Here is a 25,856-nt window from a genome sequence, read left to right as displayed (position 1 = left end):
CGCCGCGGCCGGGCCGCTCAGAGCGCGGCCGCGTCCCGGCTGAGCGGTTCGCCGTACCAGCGCCACTTGTCCGGGCGGGGCCGCCCCGGCAGGTCCGCGCGGCCCCCGGCCCACAGCAGCACCCGCCAGCGGTCGGGGTCGTCCGGCACGTCCCGGAAGAGCCGGGCCAGCACCCGGTCGCACAGACCGGCCGGCGGGGTCCAGGTCAGGCCGAGCCCCTCCGCCACGTCGTGCGTGTGCAGCAGGGTCTCCACGATGCCCATCGCGCCGAAGCCCTCGGGGTCCGAGATGCCGAAGCCGTGGTACGCCCGCACCTCGGGCGAGGTGGTGCGGACCATCGCGGTGAGCAGGGCGCCGCTCGCCTCCAGGGTCCCCAGGAGCCCGGCCGGGCCGGCGGCGCGGTCGGCGTGCACGGCGTTGCGGGGGCCGCCGGGGCGCTTGGCCTCCCACAGGTACGGCACCTCGCCGTCCAGCGGGGGCTGGGCGGGGCCGAGTTGTACGGCATAGGCGAAGAGGTCGTCCGAGAGGTGCTCGACGGTCTCCCAGCAGTCCCACTCCAGCGGCCCGGCCGGCACGCTCCAGTCCGCGCCCAGCCCGGCGCGCAGCGCGGTCACGGACAGCCGCACCGCGTGCTCGACATCGGCGCCGGTGACGGGAGTTCGGGAAGGTTCATCGACCATGGACATGGAGGGACCGTACCAACGATCTCTGTGGACGGTGTTGGTACGGTCCCTCGACCGGGGGCAGTGGGGGAGCCCCCGGGCCCTTGAGCTCAGCGCGCCTACCGGACCGGCGTGAAGTCCCGCGCCCCGATGAACTCCGGGCGGCGGATCGGGGCCGCGAAGGGCTCCTCCGCCTGGTTCTCCACGCTGTTGAAGACGATGAACACGTTGCTGCGCGGGAACGGGGTGATGTTGTCCCCGGAGCCGTGCATCGCGTTGCAGTCGAACCAGGTGGCCGAGCCCGCCCGGCCGGTGAACAGCTTGATGCCGTGCCGGTCGGCCATCTTGGTGAGCGCCTCGTCGGACGGCGTGCCCGCGTCCTGCATCTGGAGGGACTTCTTGTAGTTGTCCTTCGGGGTGGCGCCCTCGCAGCCGAGGAAGTCCAGGTGCGACCCGGGCATGATCATCAGGCCGCCGTTGGTGTCGTGGTTCTCGGTCAGCGCGATCGAGACCGAGACCGTCCGCATGCGCGGCAGACCGTCCTCGGCGTGCCAGGTCTCGAAGTCCGAGTGCCAGTAGAAGCCCGAGGCACCGAAGCCCGGCTTCACGTTGATCCGCGACTGGTGGACGTACACGTCCGAGCCGAGGATCCGGCGCGCCATGCCCACGACCCGCTCGTCGTGCACCAGGCGCGAGAAGAGCTCGCTGATCCGGTGCACCTCGAAGACCGAACGCACGGACTGCGACTGCGGTTCGATGATCGACCGCTCATCGGCACGTACGGAAGGATCGGCGATCAGTCGCTCCAGTTCCGAGCGGTAGAGCGCCACTTCGTCGTCCGTGAGCAGATCCTCGATCGCGAGGAAGCCGTCCTGCTCGAACGATTCGAGCCCGGCGGACGGACCCCAGACGACCGGGTCCTGGCGGGGCGTGATCACCTCGGCGGCGCCACGGGTGGGGTAGAGATCCTGGGCGGTCATGGTCAGCCCTCCTCGGGTTCGGTCAGCAGCGGGTAGACGCCGTTCTCGTCGTGGTCCTCCCGTCCGGTGACGGGCGGGTTGAAGACGCAGACACAGCGGAAGTCGGTCTTGGGGCGCAGGGTGTGGCGCTCGTGACCGTTCAGGAGATACATCGTGCCCGGCTCGATCCAGTGGGTCTCGCCGGTCTCCTCGTTGGTGAGCTCGGCCTCGCCCTCGGTGCACAGGACCGCCTCGATGTGGTTGGCGTACCACATGGAGGTCTCGGTGCCCGCGTACAGGACGGTTTCGTGCAGCGAGAAGCCGACCTTTTCCTTCGCGAGGACGATCCGCTTGCTCTCCCAGGTGCCGGAGGCGGCCTTCACATGGCGGTCGGTGTTCTCGATGTCCTTGAACGAGCGGACAATCACGGTGAGTTGCTCCCTTTCTGTGTATCTGTTGTGCGCCGGTCGGCGGCGGTTCAGACGGTCGCGGCGACCGCGCGGGCCAGCGACCGCAGCCCCTCGTCCAGCTCCTCGGGCGTGATGGTCAGCGGCGGAAGCAGCTTGACCACCTCGCTCTTGGGGCCGGAGGTCTCCAGGAGCAGCCCCAGCTCGAAGGCGCGGGCGCAGACCTCGGAGGCGCGGGCCGGGTCGGCGAACTCCAGGCCCCACACCAGGCCGCGGCCGCGGTAGCTGGCGCCCAGCCGGCTGTGCTCGGTGCACAGCGCGAGCAGGGCCTGCTCGATCTGCTCGCCGCGCGCCATGGTGTGCTTCTCCATCTGGCCGGCGTCGGCCCAGTACGCCTCCAGCGCGGCGGTCGCGGTGACGAACGCCGGGTTGTTGCCGCGGAAGGTGCCGTTGTGCTCGCCGGGCTCCCACACGTCGAGCTCGCCCTTGAACAGGCAGAGCGACATCGGGAGTCCGTAGCCGCTGATCGACTTGGAGACGGTGACGATGTCCGGCACGATGCCCGCCTCCTCGAAGGAGAAGAAGGCGCCGGTGCGGCCGCAGCCCATCTGGATGTCGTCGACGATGAGCAGCATGTCGCGGCGCTGGCACAGGTCGGCGAGCGCGCGCAGCCACTCGGGCCGGGCCACGTTGATGCCGCCCTCGCCCTGCACGGTCTCCACGATCACGGCGGCCGGCTTGTTCAGGCCCGAGCCCTGGTCCTCCAGGAGCCGCTCGAACCACAGGAAGTCGGGCACCCGGCCGTCGAGGTAGTTGTCGAACGGCATCGGCGTGCCGTGCACCAGCGGGATGCCGGCGCCGGCCCGCTTGAAGGCGTTGCCGGTGACGGCGAGCGAGCCGAGCGACATGCCGTGGAAGGCGTTGGTGAAGGAGACGATCGACTCGCGGCCCTTCACCTTGCGGGCCAGCTTCAGCGCGGACTCGACGGCGTTGGTGCCGGTCGGGCCCGGGAACATCACCTTGTACGGCAGGTCGCGCGGCCGCAGGATCACGTTCTGGAACGTTTCGAGGAACGCCCGTTTGGCGGTCGTCGCCATGTCGAGGCCGTGGGTGATGCCGTCCCGCTCGATGTAGTCGAGCAGCGCCCGTTTCAGCACCGGGTTGTTGTGCCCGTAGTTGAGTGAGCCGGCTCCGGCGAAGAAGTCCAGGTAGCTGTGGCCGTCCTCGTCGGTGAGGCGGGCACCCTGCGCGCGGTCGAACACGGCGGGCCAGCCGCGGCAGTAGCTGCGCACCTCCGATTCGAGCGACTCGAAGACACTGAGGGCGGGCGGGGTGATGGTCACAGCGATTCTCCCTGGGGGTGGAGGGGGGCGATCCGGTAGAGGACTTCGGGCTGGTGCCCGTCGTCGGGGAAAAGACCCGCGTCGAAGAGAAGTTCTCGGTCCAGGCCGGCGTCGCGGCGCTTGGCGAAGGAGGTGAAGAGCCGGTCGGACGGGGTGTTGTCGGGCGACACCGTCGTCTCGAGGCAGGTGATCCCGTGCGAGGCGGACACCTTCGCGGTCAGCGCTTCGAGCAGCAGCCCCGCGAGCCCGTGGCCCCGGTGGGCGTGGTCGACGGCGACCTGCCAGACCACCAGCGTGCCGGGCCGCTCGGGCCGCACGTAGCCGGTGATGAACGCGATCGGCGTCCCGTCGTCGTCCCGGGCCACCGCGGAGGTCCTGGCGAAGTCGCGGCACCAGAGCAGATAGCTGTACGAGGAGTTGAGGTCGAGCACCTCGGAGTCACGGGCAATGCGCCAGATCGCGGCTCCGTCCTCCACTCGTGGGCTTTCGATTCGGACTGCTGTTTGCGCGGCGGTCATGCCGAGGGAATTTACCGATCGGAAATTGAAATCGCATTCCCGTCAGGGGGTGTGCTCGGAGGTCATCTGTGTTATCACGCGAGCATGTGCGCGAACCGGTTTGTCCGGTAATTACCGGACAAAAAGGCGCGGTTGTGGAGTCGATCACACCGTTGTGACGGCCTCGGAACCTTGTTGAAACCTTTGCGTTTGAGGTCGGGAAGTCCGGGCATAAGAAAACGGGAAGCTGCGGTGAATAAACAGCTTCCCGTTCTGTGGAAGTTTTGCTGAATTTAGTTGTGCTTTACGCGTCGGGGATCGCGGGAATAGTGCTACCAGGTTTTGGAAACGGCCTTGCGGGCAGCCTCCAGGTCCACCGCGATCCCGTACTCGCCCAGTGCCGCGCCCAGCGCCGCGAGCGAGGACTGGACGACGCCGCGCGTGGCGTCCACGCCGTAGTGGTTGACCCGGACCATGGTCGAGGCCAGCGCCCCGCCACCGGCGATCAGCGGCAGCGAGGGGTCCGCGGCGAGCGCCTTGGCCACCAGCTCGGCGGCGTCGACGCCGTCGGGGGTGCGCAGGGTCGTGGCCACCGGGGCGGCGTCGGAGGCCTCGTGGACGTACGGGGCGAGACCGCCGCCCAGCGCCAGGGCGCCCGCCCTGGTCGCCGCCGCGGCCGAGGCGTGCCGGGCCATCACGGCGTCCAGGCCCTCGGACTCGATGCGCTCCACACACGCCTCCAGGGCCAGCATCTCCAGCTGGGCGGGCGCGTGCAGCAGGGCCTTGCGGCCGCCGTCGATCCAGCGCTGCTTCCAGTCGAGGAGCGAGAGGTAGGAGCGGCGCGGGGCGCTCGGGTTGGCCGCGATCCGCTCCCAGGCGCGGGCGCTGACCGAGACGGCGGAGACGCCGGCCGGGCCCCCCATCGCCTTCTGCGCGCCGATCACGCACAGGTCCACGCCCCAGGCGTCCGGGAGCAGCGGCTCGGCGGCCACCGAGGCCACCGCGTCCAGCATGAACAGGGCGCCGTGCCGGCGCACCACCTCGCCGATCTCCGCGACCGGGTTCGTATTGCCGGTCGCCGCCTCCGCGTGAACGAGCGAAACGAAATCGATCTCCGGGTGATCGGTGAGCGCTCGATCGATCTGCTCAGCGGTGACCGCCGCGTGGAAGGGCACCTCCAGATCGACGACCCCGGCCCCGCAGTCGCGCAGCCAGTTGCCGAAGGTCTGCCCGTAGGGCCCGGTCACCACGTTGAGCGCGGTGGAGCCGGGACGGGCGGCGCCCCGGATGCAGCCCTCCAGGGGGAGCAGCGCCTCACCCTGCATGATCACCACGTCCTGCTCGGTGGCGAGCAGAGCGGCCACCCGTCGCTCGATCGCCGCGAAGTGGTCGGCGGTCAGCGGGGCCAGGTCCAGGAGCGGGTGTGTCACGGCGATGCCTTCTTCGGTCAAGTCGGGGGTCACGGCCGGGATCGAGCCGGGTGTTCGATCCTCTGGATGGAGACTACCCAGCGCCTCGTACAGTGCTGACCATGAGCGATCGCACGGTGCTGCATGTGAAGGGGCGCGTCCTCGCGGGGCCCGAGGACGTACGGGACGAGCTGTGGGCGGTCGACGGGCGGATCACCTACGAACGGCCTCCGGGCGAGGCGCTCACCGTCAGCGGCTGGGTGCTGCCGGGCCTGGTCGACGCGCACTGCCATGTCGGCCTCGACCAGCACGGGCCGGTGCCCGACGAGGTGAGCGAGAAGCAGGCACTGACCGACCGCGACGCCGGGACGCTGCTGGTGCGCGACGCGGGTTCGCCCTCGGACACCCGCTGGATCGACGCCCGCGAAGACCTGCCGAAGATCATCAGGGCGGGCCGGCACATCGCCCGCACCCGCCGCTACATCCGCAACTACGCGCACGAGATCGAGCCCGGTGACCTCGTCGCCTACGTGGCGCGCGAGGCGCGGCGCGGGGACGGCTGGGTCAAGCTGGTCGGCGACTGGATCGACCGGGACGCCGGGGACCTGGCCGCCTGCTGGCCGCGCGGCGAGGTGGAGGCCGCGATCGCCGAGGCGCACCGGCTCGGCGCCCGGGTCACCGCGCACTGCTTCGCCGAGGACTCGCTGCGCGACCTCGTCGAGGCGGGCATCGACTGCATCGAGCACGCCACGGGCCTGACCGAGGACACCGTCCCGCTGTTCGCCGAGCGCGGTGTGGCGATCGTGCCGACGCTGGTCAACATCGCCACGTTCCCGCACATGGCCGACGGCGGCGAGGCGAAGTTCCCCGACTGGGCCGCCCACATGCGGCGGTTGTACGAGCGCCGCTACGACACGGTGCGCTCGGCCTACGACGCCGGGGTGCCCGTCTTCGTCGGCACGGACGCGGGCGGCTCGCTGGCCCACGGCCTGGTCGCCGCCGAGGTCGCCGAGCTCGTCAAGGCGGGCATCCCCGCCCTCGACGCGCTCTCGGCGACGGCCTGGGGCGCCCGCGCCTGGCTGGGCCGCCCCGCCCTGGAGGAAGGCGCCCCGGCCGACCTGGTCGTATACGACCAGGACCCCCGCGCGGACGTACGCGTCCTCGCGGCTCCCCGCCGCATCGTGCTCAACGGGCGCGTCGTGGGCTGAGGTTGCCGATCGCCGAGACGGCGCCGGGTTGACCGGGCGTGACGCCGGGGGCCGTCGGGTCGTTGAAGCTCTTCATGTGTGCGCCGGGGTGAGCGGGCGGCGTACGGGGTGCGGGGCGGAGGCGGGGGTGACGGAAAGGGGCGGCAGGGGCGGAGGAATCGAATATGAGGGCGGAAACCACCCTTTGGGGTGAACTGGCGCCGTGTGACGGCCAGTTCACTCTCAGTGCGTAAAGATTCGGTGTCCCAAGTCGCCGGCGCGCCCCTCGATTCGCAGGAGTCCCACGAGTCCCCGTGGCGGGCGCCCGGACTGCCATGTCTCCTGTGGGGGTTCCACCATTTTGAACAGCAACAACTTCCGCCTGCCCGTGAACGGCCCGGCCGGTCGCCGCTCCGCCGCGATCGCGGCCTGCACGGCACTCGTCGCCGGGCCGCTGCTGCTGGCCGCGCCCGCGCACGCCACCGGCGTCGACGGGGACGGCGGGGGCCGGGCGAGCGCCGTCGTGCTGCGCACCGGGCTCGATGTGTCCCTGCTCAACAAGGCGATCGACGTACCGCTGAAGGCCACGCTCAACGAGGTGCGGGCGCCGGCCGGCGCCGAGAAGACCGCGCTGACCGTGAAGCTGGACGGGGTGGCCGGAGGCCAGCCCGTCAATGTCCTGAAGGCGGACGTGGCCACGGCGAAGGCGAGCGTCGACGAGAAGCGGGCGGAGGGCTCGACGCGCCTGGTCAACGCCCGGCTGCACCTGCCGGGCCTGCCGCTGCTCTCGCTCATCGAGGTCGGCGAGGTGACGTCGAGCGCGGTGTGCGAGGCGGGCCGCGCGCCGGTCGCCAAGTCCAATGTGCTGGGTGCGGTCACCGTCCTCGGCCGGAAGATCACGCTGTCGGCGGGCGGCACCACGCGGGTGAACGTGCCCGGAGTCGGAGAGGTGTCCCTGGACCTGTCCCGGGCCACCACCACGTCCCGCACCGCCGCGGCCGTCGCCCTTCAGCTGAAGATCTCGGTCAACCCGCTCCACCTCAACGTCGCCGACGTCAAGGGCGAGGTCACCCTCGCCGAGGCCACCTGCCGGACGCCCAAGGCGGCCCCCGCGAAGCCGCAGGCGAGCGCGCCGGCCGTCCCGGACAAGGCGCCCGTCGAGACGGCGGTCAAGACGCAGAACGTCGCGGACACGGCGCTGGCCGAGACCGGGGGGAGTTCGGCCACGCCCTACCTGGCGGGGGGCGCGGCGGTGCTGCTCGTGGGCGGGGCGGGCGCCCTTGTCCTGACCCGGCGGCGGGCTCGCGGCGACCGCGGCTGACGGTCTGGGGTCCGGGACTTCGCCCCGGGCCCCTTTTCCCGGGGGCAGCCCCCCGGGGTCTGGGGCAGAGCCGCAGGGGTTCGGGGGCGCCGGTCAGGGGCGCGTCAGGGTCAGGGCCTGGTCCAGGGACTGGAGGAAGCGGTTGGTGGTGGGGCGGTCCCGCACCGCCAGGCGCAGCCAGTCCGTGTCGAGCCCGGGAAAGGTGTCACCGCGCCGGGCCGCGAAGCCCAGCGTGCGCAGGCGGGCGCGCACCCGTGCCGCGCCCTCGATCCGTACCAGGACGAACGGGCCCTGCGCCGGCTCCACCGCGCGCACCTCCTCGAACTCGGCCAGCCCGGCCAGGAGATGGGCCCGGTCCTCGGCGATCCGCACGGCGGCCGCCTCGGCCTCCGCGAGCGCCCGGGGCTCCACGCAGGCGGCCGCGGCGACGAGGGCGGGCGTCGACACCGGCCACAGCGGCTGGGCCCGCTGGAGGGCCGCGACCGTCTCCGGCTCGGCCAGCACATAGCCGATCCGCAGCCCCGCAAGGCCCCAGGTCTTGGTCAGGCTGCGCAGCACGACGAGGCCGGGCAGGTCGGTGCGTCCCGCCAGCGCCTCGCGCTCACCCGGCACCGCGTCCATGAACGCCTCGTCCACCACCAACGTCCGCCCGGGGCGGGCGAGTCGGGCCAGAACGTCGGCCGGGTGCAGTACGGACGTGGGGTTGGTCGGATTGCCGACCACCACCAGATCCGCCTCATCGGGCACGGCCGCCGGATCGAGCCGGAAGCCGTCCTCGGCCCGCAGCAGCACCCGCCGCACCTGGTGCCCCGCGTCGCTCAAGGCTGCCTCCGGCTCGGTGAACTGCGGGTGCACCACGACCGGGTGACGCAACGTCAGCGCTCTGGCGAGCAGCACGAACGCCTCCGCCGTGCCCGCCGTCAAAAGCACCCGCTCCACCGGAAGTCCGTGCCGCGCGGCCACCGCCGCGCGCGCGGCACGCCCGTCCGGATAGGCGGCGAGCCCGGTCAGCGAGTCGGCGATCCGCTCGCGCAGCCAGGCCGGGGGAGTGCCGGTGCGGACGTTGACCGCGAGATCGGTCAGTTCGCCGCCGTCGTCACGGACCTCGGCGTCACCGTGGTGGCGCAGATCGTGCGGGGCCTCGGTGGTGGGGATGGGCATGGCTTCCTCGCTCCTTGTGGGGGGTCCGTCGCCGCCTTCGGCGATCGGCCGGAGGTGCGGCCGACGTACGATCGCACACGTCGCCATGGCGGCACGGCCCCCGGGGCCCGACTTCCGCTTGGGCACCAGCAGTTGACCGCCCCCGGCCAGGGCGGCGGCCTCCGCGACGGATGGCGTACCGACGGCGGCGAGGACCGCGGCCGAGCCGTGCGGCACCCCGACGGCCGCCAGCTCGGCGGCCGGGTACCCCACGATCGGCACCCCGAGCGCGGCCGCCGCCGCGACGAGCCCCGGCTCGCGCGCCTTGGCGTCCACGGTGGCCAGTTCGGCGACGGCCCGGGGATCGAGGCCCGCTTCGGCGAGGGCGGCCCCGATCAACGTGAGCACCTCGTCCACCGGGACGCCCTTCGAGGCGCCGACGCCCACGACGAGGGGCGCCCCGGCGGCCCGGGCGCAGTCGTCGGCCATGGCGGGGTCCTCTCAGGCCGCCCGGGGACGGCGGCGGGCCCCGGTGTGGACGTGCGGAGTACGGGCGGCGTCGGTAAGCAGGGGCGCATGGCGGTATTCGTCGCGCTCGGCGCGTTCCTGATGACCCTGGTCGGCGGCTGGACCGCCCAGCGGGTCACCGACCGGCGCCACCTGGTGCTCGGGCTCGCGGGCGGACTCATGCTCGGCGTGGTCGGGCTCGACCTGCTGCCGGAGGCCCTGGACGCGGCCGGCGAGGACCTCTTCGGGGTGCCCCGGGCGCTGCTCCTGTTCGTGGGCGGCTTCCTCTTCGCGCACGTCGTCGAGCGGGTGCTCGCGGTGCGGCAGGCCGCCCACGGGGCGGGCGAGCACCGGGCCCCGCAGGTCGGCGTCACCGTCGCGTCCGCGATGGTCGGGCACAGCCTGATGGACGGCATCGCGATCGGCGCGGCCTTCCAGGTGGGCGCCGGAATGGGCCTCGCGGTGGCGCTCGCCGTGATCACCCACGACTTCGCCGACGGCTTCAACACGTACACGATCACGAGCCTGTACGGGAACGAGAAGCGCAAGGCGCTCGCGATGCTGTTCGCCGACGCGCTGGCCCCGATGGCGGGTGCCGCCTCGACCCTGCTGTTCACCCTTCCGGAGCAGCTGCTCGGCAGCTATCTGGGGTTCTTCGGCGGCGTACTCCTCTATCTGGCCGCCGCCGAGATCCTCCCCGAGGCCCACCACGAGCACCCCGCCCTGTCGACGCTGCTCTTCACCGTCGCGGGCGTCGGGTTCATCTGGCTGGTGGTGGGCATCGCCGGCTGAGCGCGTCACCGGGCGCAGCCCTCGGCGAACCGGCGGGCCACCTCGGGGCGGGCCGCCCAGTGCGTGTGCAGATAGCTGGCGTGCACGCCCCGCTGTACGAAGCCCTCGACGCGGCGCTCCGGGTGCACCACGCCCCATGCCGGGTCGGCGCCCGCGCCCGGCTCGATCACCGTGCGGTGGAACTCGTGGCCGCGCAGCCGCGTCCCGGCCACGGCCAGGCTGTTGTCCCGCACCGCGACGGCCTCGCGGTAGCCGAGGGTGAGGCGGCCCGACATCCGCGCGTCCGCGTCGAGCACCCCGCACATGGGCTGCCCGTCGAGCGAGCGCGCCAGATACAGCAGCCCCGCGCACTCGGCGGCGACCGGCGCGCCCGACCGGGCCAGTTCGGCGACGGCCTTGCGGAGCCGTTCGTTGGCCGACAGCTCGTCCGCGTACACCTCGGGGAATCCGCCCCCGATCACCAACCCGCTCGTCCCGGGCGGGAGTTGCTCGTCCTTGAGCGGATCGAAGGTGACGACCTCCGCGCCGGCGGCGGCGAGCAGCTCGGGGTGCTCGGCATAGGAGAACGTGAACGCGGACCCCCCGGCGACGGCGATCACGGGCCGGTGCGCCTTCGGTCCCTCGTGAGGGCCCGGCGTTCGAGGAGCGAGGTCCGGGGCGCAGTCCCGTGCCCCCGGGCCGGCGGCCGACGACCCGTCCGCCGGAGGCTTGAGGGAAGGGGCGGGGTGAGGAGACTCGAAGGCCGGATCCCACGCCTCCGCGCCCAGCGGCGGAGCCGTACGGGCCAGTGCGAGCAGCCCCTCCAGGTCGCAGCCCGCCCGGACCTGGGCGGCCATCGCCGCCACCGCGTCCACCGCGTCGGCCCGCCGCTCGGCGACCGGGACCAGGCCGAGGTGGCGGGAGGGCGTGTCGACCTGGGGCGCGCGGCGCAGGGCGCCCAGGACCGGGATGCCCACGTCCTCAAGGGCCTCCCGCAGGAGCGCCTCGTGCCGGTCGGAGCCGACCTTGTTGAGGATCACCCCGCCGATCCGCACCTCGGGGTCCCAGGAGGCGAAGCCGTGCACCAGCGCGGCCACCGACCGCGACTGCGAGGACGCGTCCACGACGAGCACCACCGGGGCCCGCAGCAGCTTCGACACCTGGGCGGTGGAGGCGAGTTCGCCGAGCCCGCTCGCCCCGTCGTACAGGCCCATCACGCCCTCGACGACGGCGAGGTCGCAGCCGCGCGCCCCGTGCGCGAACAGCGGGGCCACCAGGTCGGGACCGCACATGTACGCGTCGAGGTTGCGGCCCGGCCGCCCGGTGGCGAGCGAGTGGTAGCCGGGGTCGATGTAGTCGGGGCCCACCTTGTGCGGGGACACGGCAAGGCCGGTCCGCGCGAAGGCGGCCATCAGGCCGGTCGCGACGGTGGTCTTGCCGCTGCCCGACGCCGGGGCGGCGATGACGAGACGTGCTACCACTCGATGCCCCGCTGGCCCTTCTGGCCGGCGTCCATCGGGTGCTTGACCTTCGACATGTCCGTCACCAGGTCCGCGAACTCCACCAGCTGCTCGGGAGCGTTGCGGCCGGTGATGACCACGTGCTGGGTGCCGGGCCGGTCGCGCAGGACCGAGACGACCTCCTCGACGTCGACCCAGCCCCAGTGCAGCAGATAGGCGAACTCGTCGAGCACGTAGAACTTGTAGGTCTCGGCGGCCAGGTCGCGCTTGACCTGCTCCCAGCCCTCGCGGGCCTTCTCCTCGTGGGTGGGCTCGCCCTCGGCGGTCTCGCGCTGGATCCAGGACCAGCCCTCGCCCATCTTGTGCCAGTCCACCGGGCCGCCCTCCCCGGAGGCCCCGAGGACCTTCAGCGCGTTCTCCTCGCCGACCTTCCACTTCGCCGACTTCACGAACTGGAACACCCCGACCGGCCAGCCCTGGTTCCAGGCGCGCAGCGCCATGCCGAACGCGGCCGTCGACTTCCCCTTGCCGACGCCCGTGTGCACCATGACCAGGTGCCTGTTACGACGCTGACGGGTCGTCAGGCCGTCCTCGGGTACGACACTGACCTGTCCCTGCGGCATTAAGCGGCCCTCCTCGAAGTTGCGGTGGCGTCCTTGACGAGACCGGCGATGGAATCCGCCCGCAGCTCGTCCAACGTGACGGCGGTGCCGCCGAGTTCGCGTGCGAGCTCCCCGGCGAGCCCGAGCCGGACCATCCCCGACTCGCAGTCCACGACCACCGAAGCGGTGCCCTCGCCGGCGTGCAGCCGGGCCGCGCGGGCGCCGAGCGCCACCGGCTCGGGGCCGCCCGTGGCCCGGCCGTCGGTGACGACCACGAGCAGCGGCCGCCGCGAGGGATCGCGCAGCCGCTCCACGCGCAGCACGTCGTGGGCCTTGAGCAGCCCCGCCGCGAGCGGGGTGCGCCCGCCGGTCGGCAGCGTCTCGAGCCGGGCGGCGGCCGCGTCCACCGACGAGGTGGGCGGCAGCGCGAGCTCGGCCTCCTTGCCGCGGAAGGTGATCAGGCCGACCTTGTCGCGGCGCTGGTAGGCGTCGAGCAGCAGCGAGAGCACCGCGCCCTTGACCGCGCTCATCCGCTGCCGCGCGGCCATCGACCCGGAGGCGTCCACCACGAACAGGACGAGGTTGCCCTCGCGGCCCTCGCGGGTGGCCTGGCGCAGATCGTCCCGGCGCACCACGAGTCCCCGTCCGGAGCGCCCGCGCGCCCGCTGGTGCGGGGCCGCGGCCTGTACGGTCGCCGCCAAGTGCAGCTTGGTGAGCGCCCCTTGGGGCCGGCGCGACCCGGTGGTGCGGCCGTGGTCGGTGCGGGCCCGCGAGCGCCGGCCTGCCGCGCCCTCGCCGAGGCCGGGCACGCTCAGCATCTTCGTACGGAACGGCTCGGCGGCCTTCACCGCGGCCCGCTCACCGGGGCCGCTCGGGGAGGGCGACGCGGGCGGCTCCACCGCGTCGGAGGAGTCGGAGGAGTCGGGGGTGCTGGAGGTGCCGGACGCGTCCGAGGACTCGGGGGACTGAGGGGATTCGCGGGACTCGGCGGGGTTCTCGGGGGAGTCGCCCTGCGGCGGAACCCCGCCTCCGCCACCGCCGTCGGGGCCCCCGGGGCCTGGGTCGGGGTCGTCGTCCCCGTCCTTGGACCGCTCGTCCCTGGACTGCTCGTCCTTGAACTGCTCAAGCGTCTCGTCGAGCTTGTCCTGGTCCAGGCCCGGGGCGTCGAACGGGTTGCGCCGGCGCCGGTGCGGCAGCGCGAGCAGCGCGGCCTGGCGGACGTCCTCGCTCGTCACCTCGGTGCGCCCCGCCCACGCGGCGAGCGCGGTCGCGGTGCGGGCCATCACGATGTCGGCGCGCATGCCGTCGACCTCGAACGCCGCGCAGGTGGCGGCGATCTGGAGCAGCACCGCGTCCCCGAGCACGACGGACGGCAGCAACTCCCGTGCCGCCACGATCCGTTGGCGCAGCGCGCCCTCGTCCTCGGCCCAGCGCGCGGCGAAGCCGGCCGGGTCGTCGTCGTAGGCGAGGCGGCGGCGCACCACCTCGACCCGCTGCTCGGGCTCGCGCGAGGCCGCGACCTCCACGGTCAGGCCGAACCGGTCGAGCAACTGCGGCCGCAGCTCGCCCTCTTCGGGGTTCATCGTGCCGACGAGCAGGAACCGCGCGGCGTGCCGCACCGAGACGCCCTCGCGCTCGACGTAGGACGAGCCCATGGCGGCGGCGTCGAGCAGCAGGTCGATGAGGTGGTCGTGCAGCAGGTTGACCTCGTCGACGTACAGGATGCCGCGGTGGGCGTCCGCGAGCAGTCCCGGCTCGAAGGACTTCACGCCCTCGCCGAGCGCCCGCTCGATGTCGAGGGCGCCCACCAGGCGGTCCTCGGACGCGCCGACGGGAAGCTCGACCATGCGGGCCGCGCGGGCCGTGCCGGGGCCGCTCTCGTGCGGCCCGTCCGGGCACTCGGGGTCCGGCGCGGCCGGGTCGCAGCTGAACCGGCAGCCCGCGACGACCGTCACCTCGGGCAGCAGATCCGCGAGCGCCCGCACGGCGGTGCTCTTGGCGGTGCCCTTCTCGCCCCGGACGAGGACACCGCCCACCGCCGGGCTGACCGCGTTCAGGAGCAGCGCGAGGCGCAGGTCGTCCATGCCGACGACGGCGGTGAACGGATACCGGGTGCTCATGTGCTGATCTCTCCTTCGAGTAGTGCTGTACGCCGGGGGCCCGCGAGACTGGCCGGGGCGTCCACGGGGCGTCGCGGGGCGGCCCTGGTCATGGCGCCCCCGGCGGGATGAAGGGCAGCCCGGCGGGCGGACCCTGCTCGATCAGGCGCAACAGGGCGTCGGTGTCCGCGTGTTCTTCGATCAGGTCGCCGAGCCGGTCGAGCTGCTCCTCGCGCAGCACCCCGAACGAGGTGTCGGGCGCGGGCACGAACCGGCGGCCCGCATCGTGCGCGACCCGTTCGAGGAACCGGCGCCGGAACGCGTCGCTCTCCAGGGAGCCGTGCCAGTGCGTCCCCCACACCGAGCCCACCCGGCACCCGTCCAGGAAGGTCTCCCCGCCCAGGACCTGGGCCACCCCGTGGTGGATCTCGTACCCCTCGACCCGCTCGCCGAGGGCCTCGCCGACGGGCCGGGCCAGGGTCTTCTCGGCGGCGAACCGCACCCGTACGGGCAGCAGCCCGAGGCCCGCCACCGTGCCCGCCTTCGACTCGACGTCGTCCTCGATGTGTTCACCGAGCAGCTGGAACCCGCCGCAGATGCCGAGGACCGGGCGGCCCCCGGCGGCCCGGCGGGCGAGCTCGGCCGCCAGGCCCCGCTCGCGCAGCCACTCCAGGGCGCGGACCGTGCCGCGCGTGCCGGGCACGACCACCAGGTCGGCGTCGGTGAGCTCCTCGGGCCGGTCCACGAACCGCACGACCACGCCGGGTTCGGCCGCGAGCGCGTCCACGTCGGTGAAGTTGGACATCAGCGGCACCGCGCAGACCGCGACCCGCAGCACGTCCTCGCCGACCGGAGGCGTCACCACCGACTCCCGCACGGCCCCGCGCATCGAGACGCGCAGCCCGTCCTCCTCGTCGATGCCCAGGCCGTGGGCGTACGGCAGGATCCCGTAGGTGTGCCGCCCGGTGAGGCCGCGCAGCATCTCGATGCCGGGCTCCAGGAGCGTCACATCGCCCCGGAACTTGTTGACGACGTACCCCGCGACCAGCGCCTGGTCCTCGGGGCTCAGCAGCGCCGTCGTCCCGAAGAACGAGGCGAAGACGCCGCCCCGGTCGATGTCGCCGACCACCACCACGGGCAGCCGGGCGGCTCGCGCTATGCCCATGTTGACGATGTCGGTGCGCCGCAGATTGATCTCGGCCGGGCTGCCCGCGCCTTCGCAGATCACGGCGTCGTACGTGTTCCTGAGCTCCGCGAGGCAGTCAAGGACGGGGCCGAGGAGCGCCTCTCGGCGCCCTCCGCTCAGCGCGTTCCCGGCGGACGGCCCGCCGGACGTGCCGAAGAACCCGCGGGCGCTCAGCTCGCCCACCGGCCTGCCCATGAGGACGACCTGGCTGGAGCGGTCGCTGCCGGGCTTGAGCAGCACCGGGTTCATGAGCGCGGTCGGCTCCACCCGGGCCGCCTGCGCCTGCATCGCCTGCGCCCGGCCGATCTCCGCGCCCTCGCGCGTGACGAACGAGTTCAGCGACATGTTCTGGCCCTTGAAGGGCGCGACCTTGACGCCCCGGCGCACCAGCCAGCGGCAGATCCCGGCCGTGACGACGCTCTTGCCGGCGTCCGATGTCGTGCCCGCGATCAGCAGCCCGCCACCCATGTACGTCCCCTCCTCACAGCGGCCCGCGCCACCACGGCGGTGGCCAGCGTCAGCCAGCCCACCGTGCGCGAGAGCCGTACCGCCCGTTCGATGTCCGCGACTTCGACGGCCCGCCCCGGCGCGTTCAGGACCGGCCGGTGCTCGACGCGTCCCGCGTACGAGAGCGTGCCGCCGAGCCGTACGCCGAGCGCCCCCGCGAACGCGGCTTCCACGGGGCCCGCGTTGGGGCTCGGGTGCCGGGCGGCGTCCGCGCGCCAGGCCCGTGCCGCGCCCCGGGTGTCGGGGCCCGCGAGGGCCGCGAGGACGGCGGTGAGGCGGGCGCCCGGCCAGCCCATCACGTCGTCGAGGCGCGCCGAGGCCCAGCCGTAGCGGCGGTACCTGGGCGACTTGTGCCCGACCATCGCGTCGAGGGTGTTGACCGCCCGGAAGCCCACGAGTCCGGGTACGCCCGCGAGCGCGCCCCACACCAGGGCGCCGACGACCGCGTCCGAGGTGTTCTCGGCGACCGACTCGACGACCGCGCGGGCGATGCCGTCGGCGTCCAGGGACTGCGGGTCGCGCCCGCACAGGTGCGGCAGGCGCTCCCGGGCCACCTCGATGTCGCCCGCTGCCAGCGCCCCGCCGATCGCGCGGGCCTCGCGGCCCAGCGAGGTGCCGCCCACCACCGTCCAGGTGGCGGCGGCGGTCAGCGCGACGGATGCGTGGGGGCGGCCGCGTACGGCACGGGAGACGAGGGCCGCGGCGCCCGCCGCGCCGCCCGCGCACACCAGGGTGTGCAGCGCGCCCCGGCCGCGGTCGTCGCGCCACAGTGCGCGTTCGGCGGCGGCGGCCGCCCGGCCGAACGCGGCGACGGGATGGCCGCGGCGCGGGTCGCCGAGCAGGAGGTCGCCGATGAGCCCGGCCGCGGCGCCGTAGGCGAAGGTGCGAGTGGCCCGCATGCTCAGCGCGCCGGGGCGTCGCGGAGGGGGCCGGAAGGTCTCGACGGGCAGGCGCGCATGGCGGTGTGTCCTCACTCAGGGTGTCCGCGCCCTGGTACGACGTGACCGGCGGTGAGAGTTCCTGGCTTCACGGGGATCTCTCCCCGGTGACAGTGGCGGGACCGCGCCGGATTCGCACCGGCTTCCTCTTCTGCCGCCGTAGCTGGCCGGTGCAGTCCACCACGGTGCGAGAACACCCGTCAACTTGCTGTTGACCTGCGGCGCGAGAGAGTGCCCGGCGTCACGGCGAACCGCCCCGCGGCGGGGGCCACGGGGCGGTTCGGGTGGTGCGTGCGGGTCGGGCGGTGCGACGCGCGGGTCAGGCGACGATCAGATAGATCCCGTACGCCACGGCCGCCGCGCAGAGCGCGAAGCAGGCGTACGCGCCGGTGCGGGCCATCGCCACGTTGCCCGCGGTGCCGGAGGCCGCGGCCTCCCGCTTGGTGAGGCCGACGATGCCGAGGGTGAACAGGCCCACCAGGCCGACGGTCACCGCGAGGCTGACGCCGAAGACGGAGCCGAGAGCTGCCCAGTCGATGTGCATGAGGATTCCTTAGCTGTGCCGGAGCAGCGGGGTCAGACCGTCGCCGGGGTGGGCGGATCGGCGGGGGCCACCGGGGCCGGGGACTGGATGGTGGCCTTGAGGTCGGCGGCCGCCGCGGCGAGGCCGGTCGGGGGCGGGGTGACGGCGGCGATCGCGGTGGTGATGACACCGGCGGGCTCGGCCACGGGAGTCTCGACGACCTCGTCGGCGGTGACGTTGTGGTGGTCGACCGGCTGGCGGCGCGACAGCTTCCAGATGACGCCCGAGCCGGCGATCAGGAGGACCGCGACGGCGGCGATGCCCCAGGTGCCCTGCTGGGTGAGGAACTCCGCGCCCGCGCCGACCAGGCCGGCGGCCGGCAGCGTCAGGACCCAGGCGACCGCCATGCGGCTCGCGGTGGACCAGCGGACCACTCCGCCCTTGCGGCCGAGGCCCGCGCCCATGACGGAGCCGGAGCAGACCTGGGTGGTGGAGAGCGAGAAGCCGATGTGCGAGGAGGCCAGGATGACGGTGGCGGCACCGGTCTGGGCGGCGAAGCCCTGCGGCGGGCGCAGCTCGGTCAGGCCCTTGCCCATGGTGCGGATGATGCGCCAGCCGCCGAGGTAGGTGCCCATCGCGATGGCCAGACCGGCCGAGACGATGACCCACAGCGGGGGGTTCGCGCCCGGGTGCAGCACTCCGCCGGTGACCAGGGCGAGGGTGATGATGCCCATCGTCTTCTGCGCGTCGTTGGTGCCGTGGGCGAGCGAGACGAGACCGGCCGAGGCGATCTGGCCGGCCCGGTAGCCCTTGGCGGTGGCCTTCGGGTCGGTGTTCCGGTTGATCCGGTACGTGAGCTTGGTGGCCAGCATCGCGGCGACACCCGCGACGATCGGGGCGGCGACGGCGGGGAGCAGCACCTTGGTGACGACGGTGGAGCCGTTGACCGAGCCCCAGCCGGCCGACATGACCGCGGCACCGATGAGGCCGCCGAACAGGGCGTGCGAGGAGCTGGAGGGCAGTCCGAGCAGCCAGGTCAGGAGGTTCCAGAGGATGGCACCGACCAGGGCCGCGAAGATGACCTCGGTTCTGATGCCTTTTTCGTCGATGATCCCGCCGGAGATCGTCTTGGCGACCTCCACTGACAGGAACGCGCCGACCAGGTTGAGCGCGGCGGACATGGCGACCGCCGTCTTGGGCTTCAGGGCGCCGGTCGAGATGGTGGTGGCCATCGCGTTGGCGGTGTCATGGAAACCGTTCGTGAAATCGAACACGAGAGCTGTCACGATCACAATCGCGAGCAGCAGCGTGATGTGTTCCATTTACCCAGTCAATCGTTCGACGTCAGTGGCGGGACGAACGTAAGTAACCTGAGTGAACGGAAGATGAACTGGGGCGGGCGCAGCGGTGACCGTGGCCGTTTCTCGCTCCCCGTCGGCGAGCGGGGCCCGTTCAGCGCCCGGCCGCGAACCGCTTCAACTGCGCAAAACTCCCATTGAAGAGATTCTGGTCACCCGGCAGGCTCCCGCCGCCGTTCGCGTACTGCCAGAGCGTCCAGTACGACCAGCCCGCGGGCAGCGCGCCCGGCGTGGTGGCGTACCTGGCCAGCCACAGTGCGTGGGTCGGCCCGAAGGCGCGGCTGCGCCCGGTGCAGTCGTTCCACCAGGCGGCGGTCGTGTAGATCACCGGCCGGCGCCCGGTGCGCAGCCGCACCTCGTCGCTGAACCCGGCGATCCACTGGGTCATCGCGGCCGGGCTCAGGCCGTAGCACTTGGCGGAACTGCGGCTCTTGGTGTCCTTGGCGTCCTTGGTGTCCTTGCCGTACGGGTTGTGCTCCAGGTCCACCGCGGGCGGCAGCGTCCAGCCGTCGCCGGTCCAGCCGCCGCCGTTGCGCACGAAGTAGTCGGCCTGCGCCCGGCCCGAGGACTGGCCGGGAACCGCGAAGTGGTAGGCGCCCCGGACCAGACCCGCCCTCCGGGCGCCGTCGTACTGCTGGCCGAAGTAGGGATTGCGGTACGTCGTCGCCTCGGTCGCCTTCACGTAGACGAAGGAGGCGCCCCGGCTCCTGGCCGCCGCCCAGTCGACGCTGCCCTGGTGCGAGGAGACGTCGTGGCCCGCGGGCCTGGTCTCGGCGGCGGCCCCGGGCGGGGCCGCGAGCGCGGCGCAGCCGAGAACGAGCGCGGCCAGGGATCCCGCGAGTGCGACCCGCGACCGGACCCGACGAAGCAGTGGATTACGGCCGCTAGTCATGCATTCCCCCGAAAACCCGGTGTACGGAACAAAGCACCCAGAGGCTAGTCCAAGATCACCGCCCGGTCCGCCGCCGGGGCGCTCCCGCCTGGCAGGATCGCCCGCATGAGCGACGACGAGGCGGCGACGGCCGCGGCTTGGGCCGAACTGATCGACACCGCGAGGCGAACCGCCGCCGAGGGACTGGTCGTCGGCACCTCGGGCAACGTGTCGGTGCGCGTCGGCGAACTGATCCTGGTCACCCCGACCGGTGTGCCCTACGACCGGCTCGGCCCCGCCGACACGGTCGCCGTCGACCTCGAAGGCCGTCAGGTCCTCGGCACCCTCCGGCCCACCAGCGAGATCCCGATGCACCTCGCCGTGTACCGGGGCACCGACGCCCGGGCCGTCGTCCACACCCACGCCGTGCACGCCACGGCCGTCTCCACGCTGGTCGCCGAACTTCCCCTGGTCCACTACATGGCGGCCGCGCTCGGCGGCCCGGTCCGGGTCGCCCCGTACGCCCTGTACGGCAGCGAGGAGCTGGCCGCGAACATGCTGCGCGCCCTGGAGGGCCGCAGCGGCTGTCTGCTGCGGAACCACGGAACGGTCACCTACGGCGCCTCCCTCGCCCAGGCCTACGACCGCACCGCCCAGCTGGAGTGGATGTGCCGCCTGTGGCTCACCGCCGCCGCCCTGCCCGGCCGTACCCCCTCCCTGCTCACCCCCGGCCAGCTCGACGAGGTGGGCGAGAAGCTGCGCGGCTACGGACAGCCGTAGGCCCGGCGGCCCCGCACGCGCCACGGCCGCCGCACCGATGGGCCACGCCCACTGGCATCCCCGCCGCCCCGCCCCGAGACTGAACGCGTGCGCCCCGCTACGAAGACGGCAGCGGCCGTCACCACACTCCTCGGCGTCGGGGCGGCAGCGGTCGTCGCCGGACGCTTCGCCAGCGACGCCGCGCTCAAGGCGGCGCCGGGCCGTCCGCTGCCCACCGACCCGCCGCTGACCGTGCACGCCCTGGCGCCCGGCCGGATCACCCTGACCCGCTCGCTCGCCGCGCTGCGTCCGGGCACCTACGGACTCGCGGGCGACGACGGCACCCACGCCGTCGTCGGCCCCGTGCTCGACGGCGCCCCGCACAGCGCGGACACCGTGGTGCGCCGCCTGGAACGGGTCACCCACGGCACCCTCGCGGCGGGGGACCGTCTGCGGCTCACCCCGCAGACGCACCGGGGCACCCCCAACACCGCGCTCGGCATCGAGCACCGGGACGTCGAGATCCCGGCCGAACTCGGCCCGCTGCCCGCCTGGTTGACGCCGGGCGAGCGCGCCACCTGGGTGATCGCCGTGCACGGGCTCGGCACCACCCGCGAACACCCGCTCAACATCGTGGAGTTCCTGCGCCGCCAGCACCTGCCGGTCCTCGTCCCCGCCTACCGCGGCGACGCGGGCGCGCCCCGCTCCCCGGACGGGCTCGGCCACCTCGGGGACTCCGAGTGGCGCGACCTGGACGCCGCGATCCGCTACGCCCTGCGCGCCGGGGCCCAGCGCGTCATCCTGCACGGCTGGTCCACCGGCGCCACGATGGCCCTGCACGCCGCCACCCGCTCCGCGCTGCGCGAGCGCATCGCCGGCATCGTCCTCGACTCGCCGGTCCTGGACTGGGAGTTCACCCTCAAGGCCCTCGCCTCGGCCCGCCGCACCCCCGGCCCGCTGCTGCCGCTCGCGGTCCGCGCGGCCCAGGGCCGCACCGGCATCCACGGCGACCGCCTCCAGGAAGCCGTCGACCCCAGGGCCCTACGCGTCCCGACACTGCTCTTCCACGGCCCCGACGACACCGTCGCCCCCTGGGGCCCCTCGCGACAACTGGCCGGCCGGCGGCCGGAACTCATCACCCTGCATCCGGTCCAGGGCGCCCCGCACGCCTCGATGTGGAACGCGGACCCGGCCGGCTACGAAGAAACCCTGCGCCGGTTCCTCACCCCGCTCATGTGACGCCCCCGTCGCCGCCGCGACCGGGGCGGGCGTGATTCCGCTTACGCTTTCGGACGGTCACCGGGCCGTGTTCATCCCACGGGGCGACTCCCGGCCACCGAGCGGTCCCGGCCACACCGCCCCGGCCGCCCGCGGCCGATTCCGGTTGGCCGCTCCGGCGGGAAACGAGCGCTGCCCCACGAGGGGGCGACCCCCCGATCCCCGGCCGCCCCCGGCGTCCCTGGCGTGTCTTCGGCGGCCGGTTCCGTTTGGGCTTTCGGGCAGTGACCGGGAAGACTGCATGCGTGACGTCCCGGAAGCCTGAAGAGAAGTTGCCGCGCGACTCCAGACTGCGGCTTGTCCGCGCTCCGCACCCGATGCAAGCCCGACCTCTTGCCGCCGCCCGCAGGGCCGCGACCGACCGGCGCACCCGGCCGGCCCCGCGCCCGCCCGCGGGCACCCCGGCCGCGGCCGAACTGGCCCGCCAGGCCAGGGCGGTGCTCGCCGACGCCGTACGCGTCGCCCGCTGGACCGACGCCGAGCGCGCCCGTGGCGCCGCCCCCGGCCCCGGCCGCCCGGGACCGCTGCCCGCGCCGGACACCGAGCGGGCGGCCGCCGCCCTGGGCCTGACGCCCGCTCAGGTGCGGGCCGGCTGGGACCGGGCCCGGCTCGCGGGGCTCGTCGAACTGCACGGCGCCACCGTGCGGCCGGGCTGGCGGCTGCGCGCCTGGGACCGTGACGACGCGGCCGTCCTGCGCGGCTGGGTCGCCCTGTTCGACGCGTGGTCCCTCGTCCATCCCGCGCCCGACGACATCGCCCCCACCGCCGTCGCCGAGGTCGTCGAGGCCGTTCCCCAGGTGCTCTCCCTCCTCCAGCTCTCCAACGGGCCGGTCCTCGTACCGGCCCTGCTCGACCTGCTGGAACAGCGGGTCGCCGAGCTGCGCGAGGAGCGCTGCGAGGTCCCCTACGGGCCTCAGCCCGACCCCGTCTCGATGCCGCCCCTGCTTCCCCACCTCCTCGGCTGGGCCCTGGCAGGCCTCGCCGCCGTCGGCGCGCTCGTCCTCGGCGAGGACCAGGCCACCTTGACCCCGCTCGGCAACTGGGCGGTGTGGGTCAAGCTGGAGCAGATCTGCGTCGCCGCCCAGAGCCCGGCCGGCAACATCGAGCAGCCCGCCGAGGACATGCTGCGCGGCTGCGCGGGACTCACCCCCGGGCCGGCCCGCGCCGAGTACCGCGCGTGGACCGCCGCGCGGACCGTCGGCAGCGCCGTCACCGAGCTCCTCGACGTGGCCCGGGGCGACGACGCGCTGCTGCGCGGGCTCGCCTTCGAGGCGCTGCGGGTCGTGGGATCGCCCGCCGAGGCCGGGGTGCGCGCCGCCGTGACGGAAACGTGCCTCCGCCCCTACGCCCTGCTCTGGCTCGCCGAGTACGACGGCGGCGACCCCGAGGACGTGCTCGGGGTGCTCACCCGGGAGGAGTCCACCTGGCTGTGGGTCGACACGGCCGCCGCCGTGGCCGACCACGGCGAGAGCGAGCTCCTGGTGCGCCACCTCGACTCGGCGGTGCAGGGCACGGTCCCGGCGCTGCTCGACGAGGTGCGGGCCGTCGGACATCCGCGCACGGTCCAGGTCCTGGTGGCCCTCGCCGCCGCCCACCCCGACCCCGCCCTGGCCAAGGCGGTCCGCCGCGCCGCCTTCCAGGTCCACACCGGCTCCGTGTAGCGACGCGCGTAGCGACCACCCCGCCCACCCCGGGGGCGGGACGTCCTACGCCTTCAACCCGCCTTCTCCGACGGCCTGTTGGGGCCAGGGGTGCGCCCCGAGATCCGGCGCCCCGCCCAAGGGTCCGGGGCCCCGGGCCCTTGGCCCGGGGCCCTTCACTCCCCGCCGCCCGGCGCGTACGTGCCGAAGCTCCACACATTGCCCTCCGCGTCCCGCGCCGTGTAGTTCCGCGAGCCGTAGTCCTGGTCCGCCGGCTCCATGAGGATCTCCATGCCCTGCTCGGCGGCGCGGGCGTGGTGCGCGTCCACGTCGCCGACCACCACGTAGACCCCCACCGGGCCGCTGTCCGCCATGGCCTCGGCGAAGACGCCCTCGCGGCCCCTGGAGCCGACCATCACCAGACCCGTCCCGTAGGACAGCTCGGCGTGCGTCACGCTGCCGTGCTCGTCCTCGTACACGCACACCTCGGTGAAGCCGAAGGCGTTCTTGAGCCGGCGGATCGCCGCCTTCGCGTCGTCGTACAGGACCGTCGGATACATGCTCATGCCGGTCACTCCTTCCGGGCCGAGCCGGATTCAGCGGGACGCGAAGGTGTTGCAGCGGGCCATGTCGCCCGTCTGGTAGCCGGTGTAGAACCACTGCTGGCGCTGCTGCGCCGAGCCGTGCGTCCAGGTCTCCGGGGTGACCCGGCCCTGGAACTTCTCCTGGATCCGGTCGTCGCCGACCGCGGCCGCCGCGTCGAGGCCGTCCTTGATGTCCTGGTCCGTCAGCTTCGAGATCAGCGGCCGGCCGGTCGCCTTGTCCGGGGTCGTCGTGGCGTGGTGCGCCCACACCCCGGCGTAGCAGTCGGCCTGCAGCTCCACCTTCACCGCGTTGCTGCCGGCGCCCTGCCGCCCGTCCTGCGACTTCTGCAGGGTGCCCATCAGGTTCTGGATGTGGTGGCCGTACTCGTGCGCCACCACATAGGCCTGCGCGAAGGGGCCGCCGCTCGAACCGAACTTGGTGCGCAGTTCGTTGAAGAAGCCCAGGTCCAGATAGACCTGCCGGTCGCCCGGGCAGTAGAAGGGCCCGACCGCCGAAGTGGCCGCCCCGCAGGCGGTGTTGACCCGGTTGGTGAAGAAGACCGTCGAGGCGGGGGAGTACCGGCCGCCGCGCCGCGGGAACTCCTGGCTCCAGTAGTCCTGCACGCTGTTGACCACCGCGACGATCCGGCAGTCCTCCTTGGTGTTGGCGTCCGAGCCGGTGCGGCAGCTCTGGTTCACCTGCGCCTGCGACGACGAGGTCGCGCCCGGCGCGGTGTCACCCGAGGAGAGCCCCAGCTGCTCGGGGCCGACCCCGAAGAACAGGCCGAGGAGCAGCGCGATGACGCCGACGATGCCGCCTCCGACGGTGGCCCGCCCGCCCGGGATCCGGCTGCTGCGCACGTCCTTGACCTCGGACGTGTCCAGATCGGCGTCGTCGTCGAACTGCATGGCCCCACCACCCTCTGTTCCGCCCGGGCCGACACGGCGCGGCCCGCCCAAGGTGACCCCGAGTATCGGGAAAGTCACCCCGAGTATCAATCGGTTCATTGCGCTACGCCCGTTTTGTTACGTCGGCCGATACGCTCGGCGCGTCATGGACCGGACCCGTCTCGCGCTGACCGCAGTCGCCGCCGTACTCGCCCTCCCGCTGGTCACCGCGGCCCAGCACGCCGACCGGACCCCGTACGGCGACCGCTTCGACCGCTTCGCCGCGCCCCCCTCCGCCCCGGCCTCGGTACGCATCCGGGGCGCGGCCGTCGAGGCGTACGACCGCGACACGGGCGCCCGGCGGTGGACGTACGGCAGGCGCGGCAGCCGGCCGCTCGCCCTGTACCGCACAGCCGGCCACGCCTTCGCCCTCTGGGCGGACGGCATGGTCACCGACACCGGGCCGCGCCGGGTGCGCTGGCACCGGGCGGTGCCCGGTCTCGGCGCCTGGCTCGCCGGGCGGCCCGACCGTGCCGCCGGAGTGCTCCAGCCGCTCGACGCGGGCGGCCGCATGCTCGCCGTCGTCACCCCCGAGCGCGTCAGCGCCTTCCGCGCGGTCGACGGCGACCTGCGCTGGCTGCTGCCCGCGCGCGAGGGCTGCGCCTTCGACCCCGCGCGTACCGCGCGTCCCGACGGGGTGCTGCTGCTCGCGCAGCCCTGCCGGGGCCGGGACTCCTGGAGCCGGGAACTGGTGGCGGTCGACGGCCTCGGCAAGATCACTCCTGGGCGCACCCCGCTGGGCAACGACCTCCCAGGTGAGGGGCGCCCGGACCGCGGCGGAAACCGGGTTGCGCGACCCAGTTAGAATTGACCCCATGGCAATTCTCCTTGTGCATTAGGCGGCGTCGACCTCCGCGACCCCCGTCCCGTCCGCCGTCCACACCGCCCTGGAGTCTTTCC

24 protein-coding genes and 1 riboswitch are annotated in these 25,856 nt (G+C 73.5%); of the genes, 7 read left to right on the top strand and 17 right to left on the bottom strand.

The genetic code is table 11. The annotated features are described in order from the left end of the window. Nucleotides 1–17: 17 nt before the first annotated feature. From ACFYZA_RS26135 to ACFYZA_RS26110, 6 genes are all read right to left on the bottom strand, one after another. Nucleotides 18–686 carry a hypothetical protein gene (locus tag ACFYZA_RS26135; protein WP_388493037.1) on the bottom strand — a complete coding sequence of 223 codons (669 nt, stop codon included), beginning with the start codon at nt 684–686 and terminating at the stop codon, nt 18–20. A 95-nt stretch (nt 687–781) separates the two neighbouring features. Continuing rightward, the gene (thpD, locus tag ACFYZA_RS26130; protein WP_382592859.1) at nt 782–1,642 is read right to left on the bottom strand and encodes an ectoine hydroxylase; all 861 of its coding nucleotides are present in this window, start codon (nt 1,640–1,642) and stop codon (nt 782–784) included. Between the two features lie 2 nt (nt 1,643–1,644). Continuing rightward, nucleotides 1,645–2,049, bottom strand: coding sequence for an ectoine synthase (locus ACFYZA_RS26125; protein WP_100574374.1), 405 nt, complete (start codon nt 2,047–2,049; stop codon nt 1,645–1,647). 50 nt (nt 2,050–2,099) lie between these two features. Continuing rightward, nucleotides 2,100–3,371, bottom strand: coding sequence for a diaminobutyrate--2-oxoglutarate transaminase (ectB, locus tag ACFYZA_RS26120; RefSeq protein WP_388493035.1), 1,272 nt, complete (start codon nt 3,369–3,371; stop codon nt 2,100–2,102). Then, nucleotides 3,368–3,847, bottom strand: coding sequence for a diaminobutyrate acetyltransferase (gene ectA, locus ACFYZA_RS26115; RefSeq protein ID WP_388493033.1), 480 nt, complete (start codon nt 3,845–3,847; stop codon nt 3,368–3,370). The genes ectB and ectA overlap by 4 nt, the downstream gene beginning before the upstream one ends. A 353-nt stretch (nt 3,848–4,200) precedes the next feature. After that, entirely contained in the window at nt 4,201–5,298 is a 1,098-nt protein-coding gene (locus ACFYZA_RS26110) for a pyridoxal-phosphate-dependent aminotransferase family protein (protein WP_388493194.1), read from the bottom strand. Nucleotides 5,299–5,399: 101 nt separating this feature from the next. On the opposite strand from ACFYZA_RS26110, the gene ACFYZA_RS26105 reads away from it, so the two are divergent. Both ACFYZA_RS26105 and ACFYZA_RS26100 read left to right on the top strand, forming a co-directional pair. After that, complete coding sequence (locus ACFYZA_RS26105) at nt 5,400–6,485, top strand: amidohydrolase family protein (RefSeq protein ID WP_382592868.1); 1,086 nt, start codon at nt 5,400–5,402, stop codon at nt 6,483–6,485. A 340-nt stretch (nt 6,486–6,825) separates the two neighbouring features. After that, the gene (locus ACFYZA_RS26100; RefSeq protein ID WP_382592871.1) at nt 6,826–7,785 is read left to right on the top strand and encodes an SCO1860 family LAETG-anchored protein; all 960 of its coding nucleotides are present in this window, start codon (nt 6,826–6,828) and stop codon (nt 7,783–7,785) included. A 93-nt stretch (nt 7,786–7,878) separates the two neighbouring features. On the opposite strand, the gene cobC is transcribed toward ACFYZA_RS26100, so the two are convergent. Then, nucleotides 7,879–9,414: an Rv2231c family pyridoxal phosphate-dependent protein CobC gene (gene cobC, locus ACFYZA_RS26095; RefSeq protein ID WP_388493031.1), complete on the bottom strand. Its 1,536-nt coding sequence runs from the start codon at nt 9,412–9,414 to the stop codon at nt 7,879–7,881. An 87-nt stretch (nt 9,415–9,501) separates the two neighbouring features. Here cobC and ACFYZA_RS26090 point away from each other — a divergent pair, with 87 nt between their 5' ends. Then, entirely contained in the window at nt 9,502–10,224 is a 723-nt protein-coding gene (locus ACFYZA_RS26090) for a ZIP family metal transporter (RefSeq protein ID WP_382592877.1), read from the top strand. Nucleotides 10,225–10,229: 5 nt separating this feature from the next. Here ACFYZA_RS26090 and ACFYZA_RS26085 read toward each other — a convergent pair whose 3' ends face one another. The 8 genes from ACFYZA_RS26085 to ACFYZA_RS26050 form a co-directional block, all read right to left on the bottom strand. Next, entirely contained in the window at nt 10,230–11,684 is a 1,455-nt protein-coding gene (locus ACFYZA_RS26085) for a cobyrinate a,c-diamide synthase (RefSeq protein ID WP_388493029.1), read from the bottom strand. Continuing rightward, nucleotides 11,678–12,286, bottom strand: coding sequence for a cob(I)yrinic acid a,c-diamide adenosyltransferase (cobO, locus tag ACFYZA_RS26080; RefSeq protein ID WP_382592883.1), 609 nt, complete (start codon nt 12,284–12,286; stop codon nt 11,678–11,680). Before cobO ends, ACFYZA_RS26085 begins: the two co-directional genes overlap by 7 nt. Further along, entirely contained in the window at nt 12,286–14,385 is a 2,100-nt protein-coding gene (locus tag ACFYZA_RS26075; protein WP_388493027.1) for a putative cobaltochelatase, read from the bottom strand. Before ACFYZA_RS26075 ends, cobO begins: the two co-directional genes overlap by 1 nt. An 88-nt stretch (nt 14,386–14,473) precedes the next feature. Further along, nucleotides 14,474–16,018: a cobyric acid synthase gene (locus tag ACFYZA_RS26070; protein WP_388493025.1), complete on the bottom strand. Its 1,545-nt coding sequence runs from the start codon at nt 16,016–16,018 to the stop codon at nt 14,474–14,476. Further along, nucleotides 16,000–16,956, bottom strand: coding sequence for a cobalamin biosynthesis protein (locus ACFYZA_RS26065; protein WP_388493023.1), 957 nt, complete (start codon nt 16,954–16,956; stop codon nt 16,000–16,002). The genes ACFYZA_RS26070 and ACFYZA_RS26065 overlap by 19 nt, the downstream gene beginning before the upstream one ends. Before the next feature lie 94 nt (nt 16,957–17,050). Continuing rightward, a riboswitch (cobalamin riboswitch) is annotated at nt 17,051–17,193 on the bottom strand. 121 nt (nt 17,194–17,314) lie between these two features. Beyond that, nucleotides 17,315–17,539, bottom strand: a complete 225-nt coding sequence (locus ACFYZA_RS26060; RefSeq protein ID WP_100574363.1) for a hypothetical protein — start codon at nt 17,537–17,539, stop codon at nt 17,315–17,317. Between the two features lie 32 nt (nt 17,540–17,571). Further along, a complete protein-coding gene (locus ACFYZA_RS26055) occupies nt 17,572–18,840 on the bottom strand; it encodes an anion permease (RefSeq protein WP_382592895.1) in 1,269 nt (422 codons plus the stop codon). Between the two features lie 130 nt (nt 18,841–18,970). Further along, nucleotides 18,971–19,768, bottom strand: a complete 798-nt coding sequence (locus ACFYZA_RS26050; protein WP_388493021.1) for a GH25 family lysozyme — start codon at nt 19,766–19,768, stop codon at nt 18,971–18,973. Nucleotides 19,769–19,873: 105 nt separating this feature from the next. Here ACFYZA_RS26050 and ACFYZA_RS26045 point away from each other — a divergent pair, with 105 nt between their 5' ends. The 3 genes from ACFYZA_RS26045 (at nt 19,874) to ACFYZA_RS26035 (ending at nt 23,445) form a co-directional block, all read left to right on the top strand. Beyond that, nucleotides 19,874–20,527, top strand: coding sequence for a class II aldolase/adducin family protein (locus tag ACFYZA_RS26045; RefSeq protein ID WP_382592901.1), 654 nt, complete (start codon nt 19,874–19,876; stop codon nt 20,525–20,527). Nucleotides 20,528–20,614: 87 nt separating this feature from the next. Further along, the gene (locus ACFYZA_RS26040; protein WP_382592904.1) at nt 20,615–21,745 is read left to right on the top strand and encodes an alpha/beta hydrolase; all 1,131 of its coding nucleotides are present in this window, start codon (nt 20,615–20,617) and stop codon (nt 21,743–21,745) included. 356 nt (nt 21,746–22,101) lie between these two features. Then, nucleotides 22,102–23,445, top strand: coding sequence for a hypothetical protein (locus ACFYZA_RS26035; RefSeq protein WP_388493019.1), 1,344 nt, complete (start codon nt 22,102–22,104; stop codon nt 23,443–23,445). 155 nt (nt 23,446–23,600) lie between these two features. Here ACFYZA_RS26035 and ACFYZA_RS26030 read toward each other — a convergent pair whose 3' ends face one another. Both ACFYZA_RS26030 and ACFYZA_RS26025 read right to left on the bottom strand, forming a co-directional pair. Beyond that, nucleotides 23,601–23,990, bottom strand: a complete 390-nt coding sequence (locus tag ACFYZA_RS26030; protein WP_388493018.1) for a VOC family protein — start codon at nt 23,988–23,990, stop codon at nt 23,601–23,603. 30 nt (nt 23,991–24,020) lie between these two features. After that, nucleotides 24,021–24,917 carry a neutral zinc metallopeptidase gene (locus ACFYZA_RS26025; protein WP_382592913.1) on the bottom strand — a complete coding sequence of 299 codons (897 nt, stop codon included), beginning with the start codon at nt 24,915–24,917 and terminating at the stop codon, nt 24,021–24,023. Between the two features lie 145 nt (nt 24,918–25,062). On the opposite strand from ACFYZA_RS26025, the gene ACFYZA_RS26020 reads away from it, so the two are divergent. Further along, the gene (locus ACFYZA_RS26020) at nt 25,063–25,761 is read left to right on the top strand and encodes a hypothetical protein (RefSeq protein ID WP_382592916.1); all 699 of its coding nucleotides are present in this window, start codon (nt 25,063–25,065) and stop codon (nt 25,759–25,761) included. Nucleotides 25,762–25,856 lie beyond the last annotated feature (95 nt).

The sequence above is a fragment of the Streptomyces sp. NPDC001828 genome (assembly GCF_042892175.1).
Classification (GTDB): Bacteria; Actinomycetota; Actinomycetes; order Streptomycetales; family Streptomycetaceae; genus Streptomyces.
This window is presented reverse-complemented; position numbering and strand designations above follow the sequence as displayed.

Bases quoted from the DNA above. Each gene is read 5' to 3' on its own strand.
- ACFYZA_RS26135 (WP_388493037.1), bottom strand. From the start codon at position 686: ATGTCCATGGTCGATGAACCTTCCCGAACTCCCGTCACCGGCGCCGAT.
- thpD (WP_382592859.1), bottom strand. From the start codon at position 1,642: ATGACCGCCCAGGATCTCTACCCCACCCGTGGCGCCGCCGAGGTGATC.
- ACFYZA_RS26105 (WP_382592868.1), top strand. From the start codon at position 5,400: ATGAGCGATCGCACGGTGCTGCATGTGAAGGGGCGCGTCCTCGCGGGG.
- cobC (WP_388493031.1), bottom strand. From the start codon at position 9,414: ATGGCCGACGACTGCGCCCGGGCCGCCGGGGCGCCCCTCGTCGTGGGC.
- ACFYZA_RS26090 (WP_382592877.1), top strand. From the start codon at position 9,502: ATGGCGGTATTCGTCGCGCTCGGCGCGTTCCTGATGACCCTGGTCGGC.
- cobO (WP_382592883.1), bottom strand. From the start codon at position 12,286: ATGCCGCAGGGACAGGTCAGTGTCGTACCCGAGGACGGCCTGACGACC.
- ACFYZA_RS26075 (WP_388493027.1), bottom strand. From the start codon at position 14,385: ATGAGCACCCGGTATCCGTTCACCGCCGTCGTCGGCATGGACGACCTG.
- ACFYZA_RS26070 (WP_388493025.1), bottom strand. From the start codon at position 16,018: ATGGGTGGCGGGCTGCTGATCGCGGGCACGACATCGGACGCCGGCAAG.
- ACFYZA_RS26065 (WP_388493023.1), bottom strand. From the start codon at position 16,956: ATGCGGGCCACTCGCACCTTCGCCTACGGCGCCGCGGCCGGGCTCATC.
- ACFYZA_RS26060 (WP_100574363.1), bottom strand. From the start codon at position 17,539: ATGCACATCGACTGGGCAGCTCTCGGCTCCGTCTTCGGCGTCAGCCTC.
- ACFYZA_RS26055 (WP_382592895.1), bottom strand. From the start codon at position 18,840: ATGGAACACATCACGCTGCTGCTCGCGATTGTGATCGTGACAGCTCTC.
- ACFYZA_RS26050 (WP_388493021.1), bottom strand. From the start codon at position 19,768: ATGACTAGCGGCCGTAATCCACTGCTTCGTCGGGTCCGGTCGCGGGTC.
- ACFYZA_RS26045 (WP_382592901.1), top strand. From the start codon at position 19,874: ATGAGCGACGACGAGGCGGCGACGGCCGCGGCTTGGGCCGAACTGATC.
- ACFYZA_RS26035 (WP_388493019.1), top strand. From the start codon at position 22,102: ATGCAAGCCCGACCTCTTGCCGCCGCCCGCAGGGCCGCGACCGACCGG.
- ACFYZA_RS26030 (WP_388493018.1), bottom strand. From the start codon at position 23,990: ATGAGCATGTATCCGACGGTCCTGTACGACGACGCGAAGGCGGCGATC.
- ACFYZA_RS26025 (WP_382592913.1), bottom strand. From the start codon at position 24,917: ATGCAGTTCGACGACGACGCCGATCTGGACACGTCCGAGGTCAAGGAC.
- ACFYZA_RS26020 (WP_382592916.1), top strand. From the start codon at position 25,063: ATGGACCGGACCCGTCTCGCGCTGACCGCAGTCGCCGCCGTACTCGCC.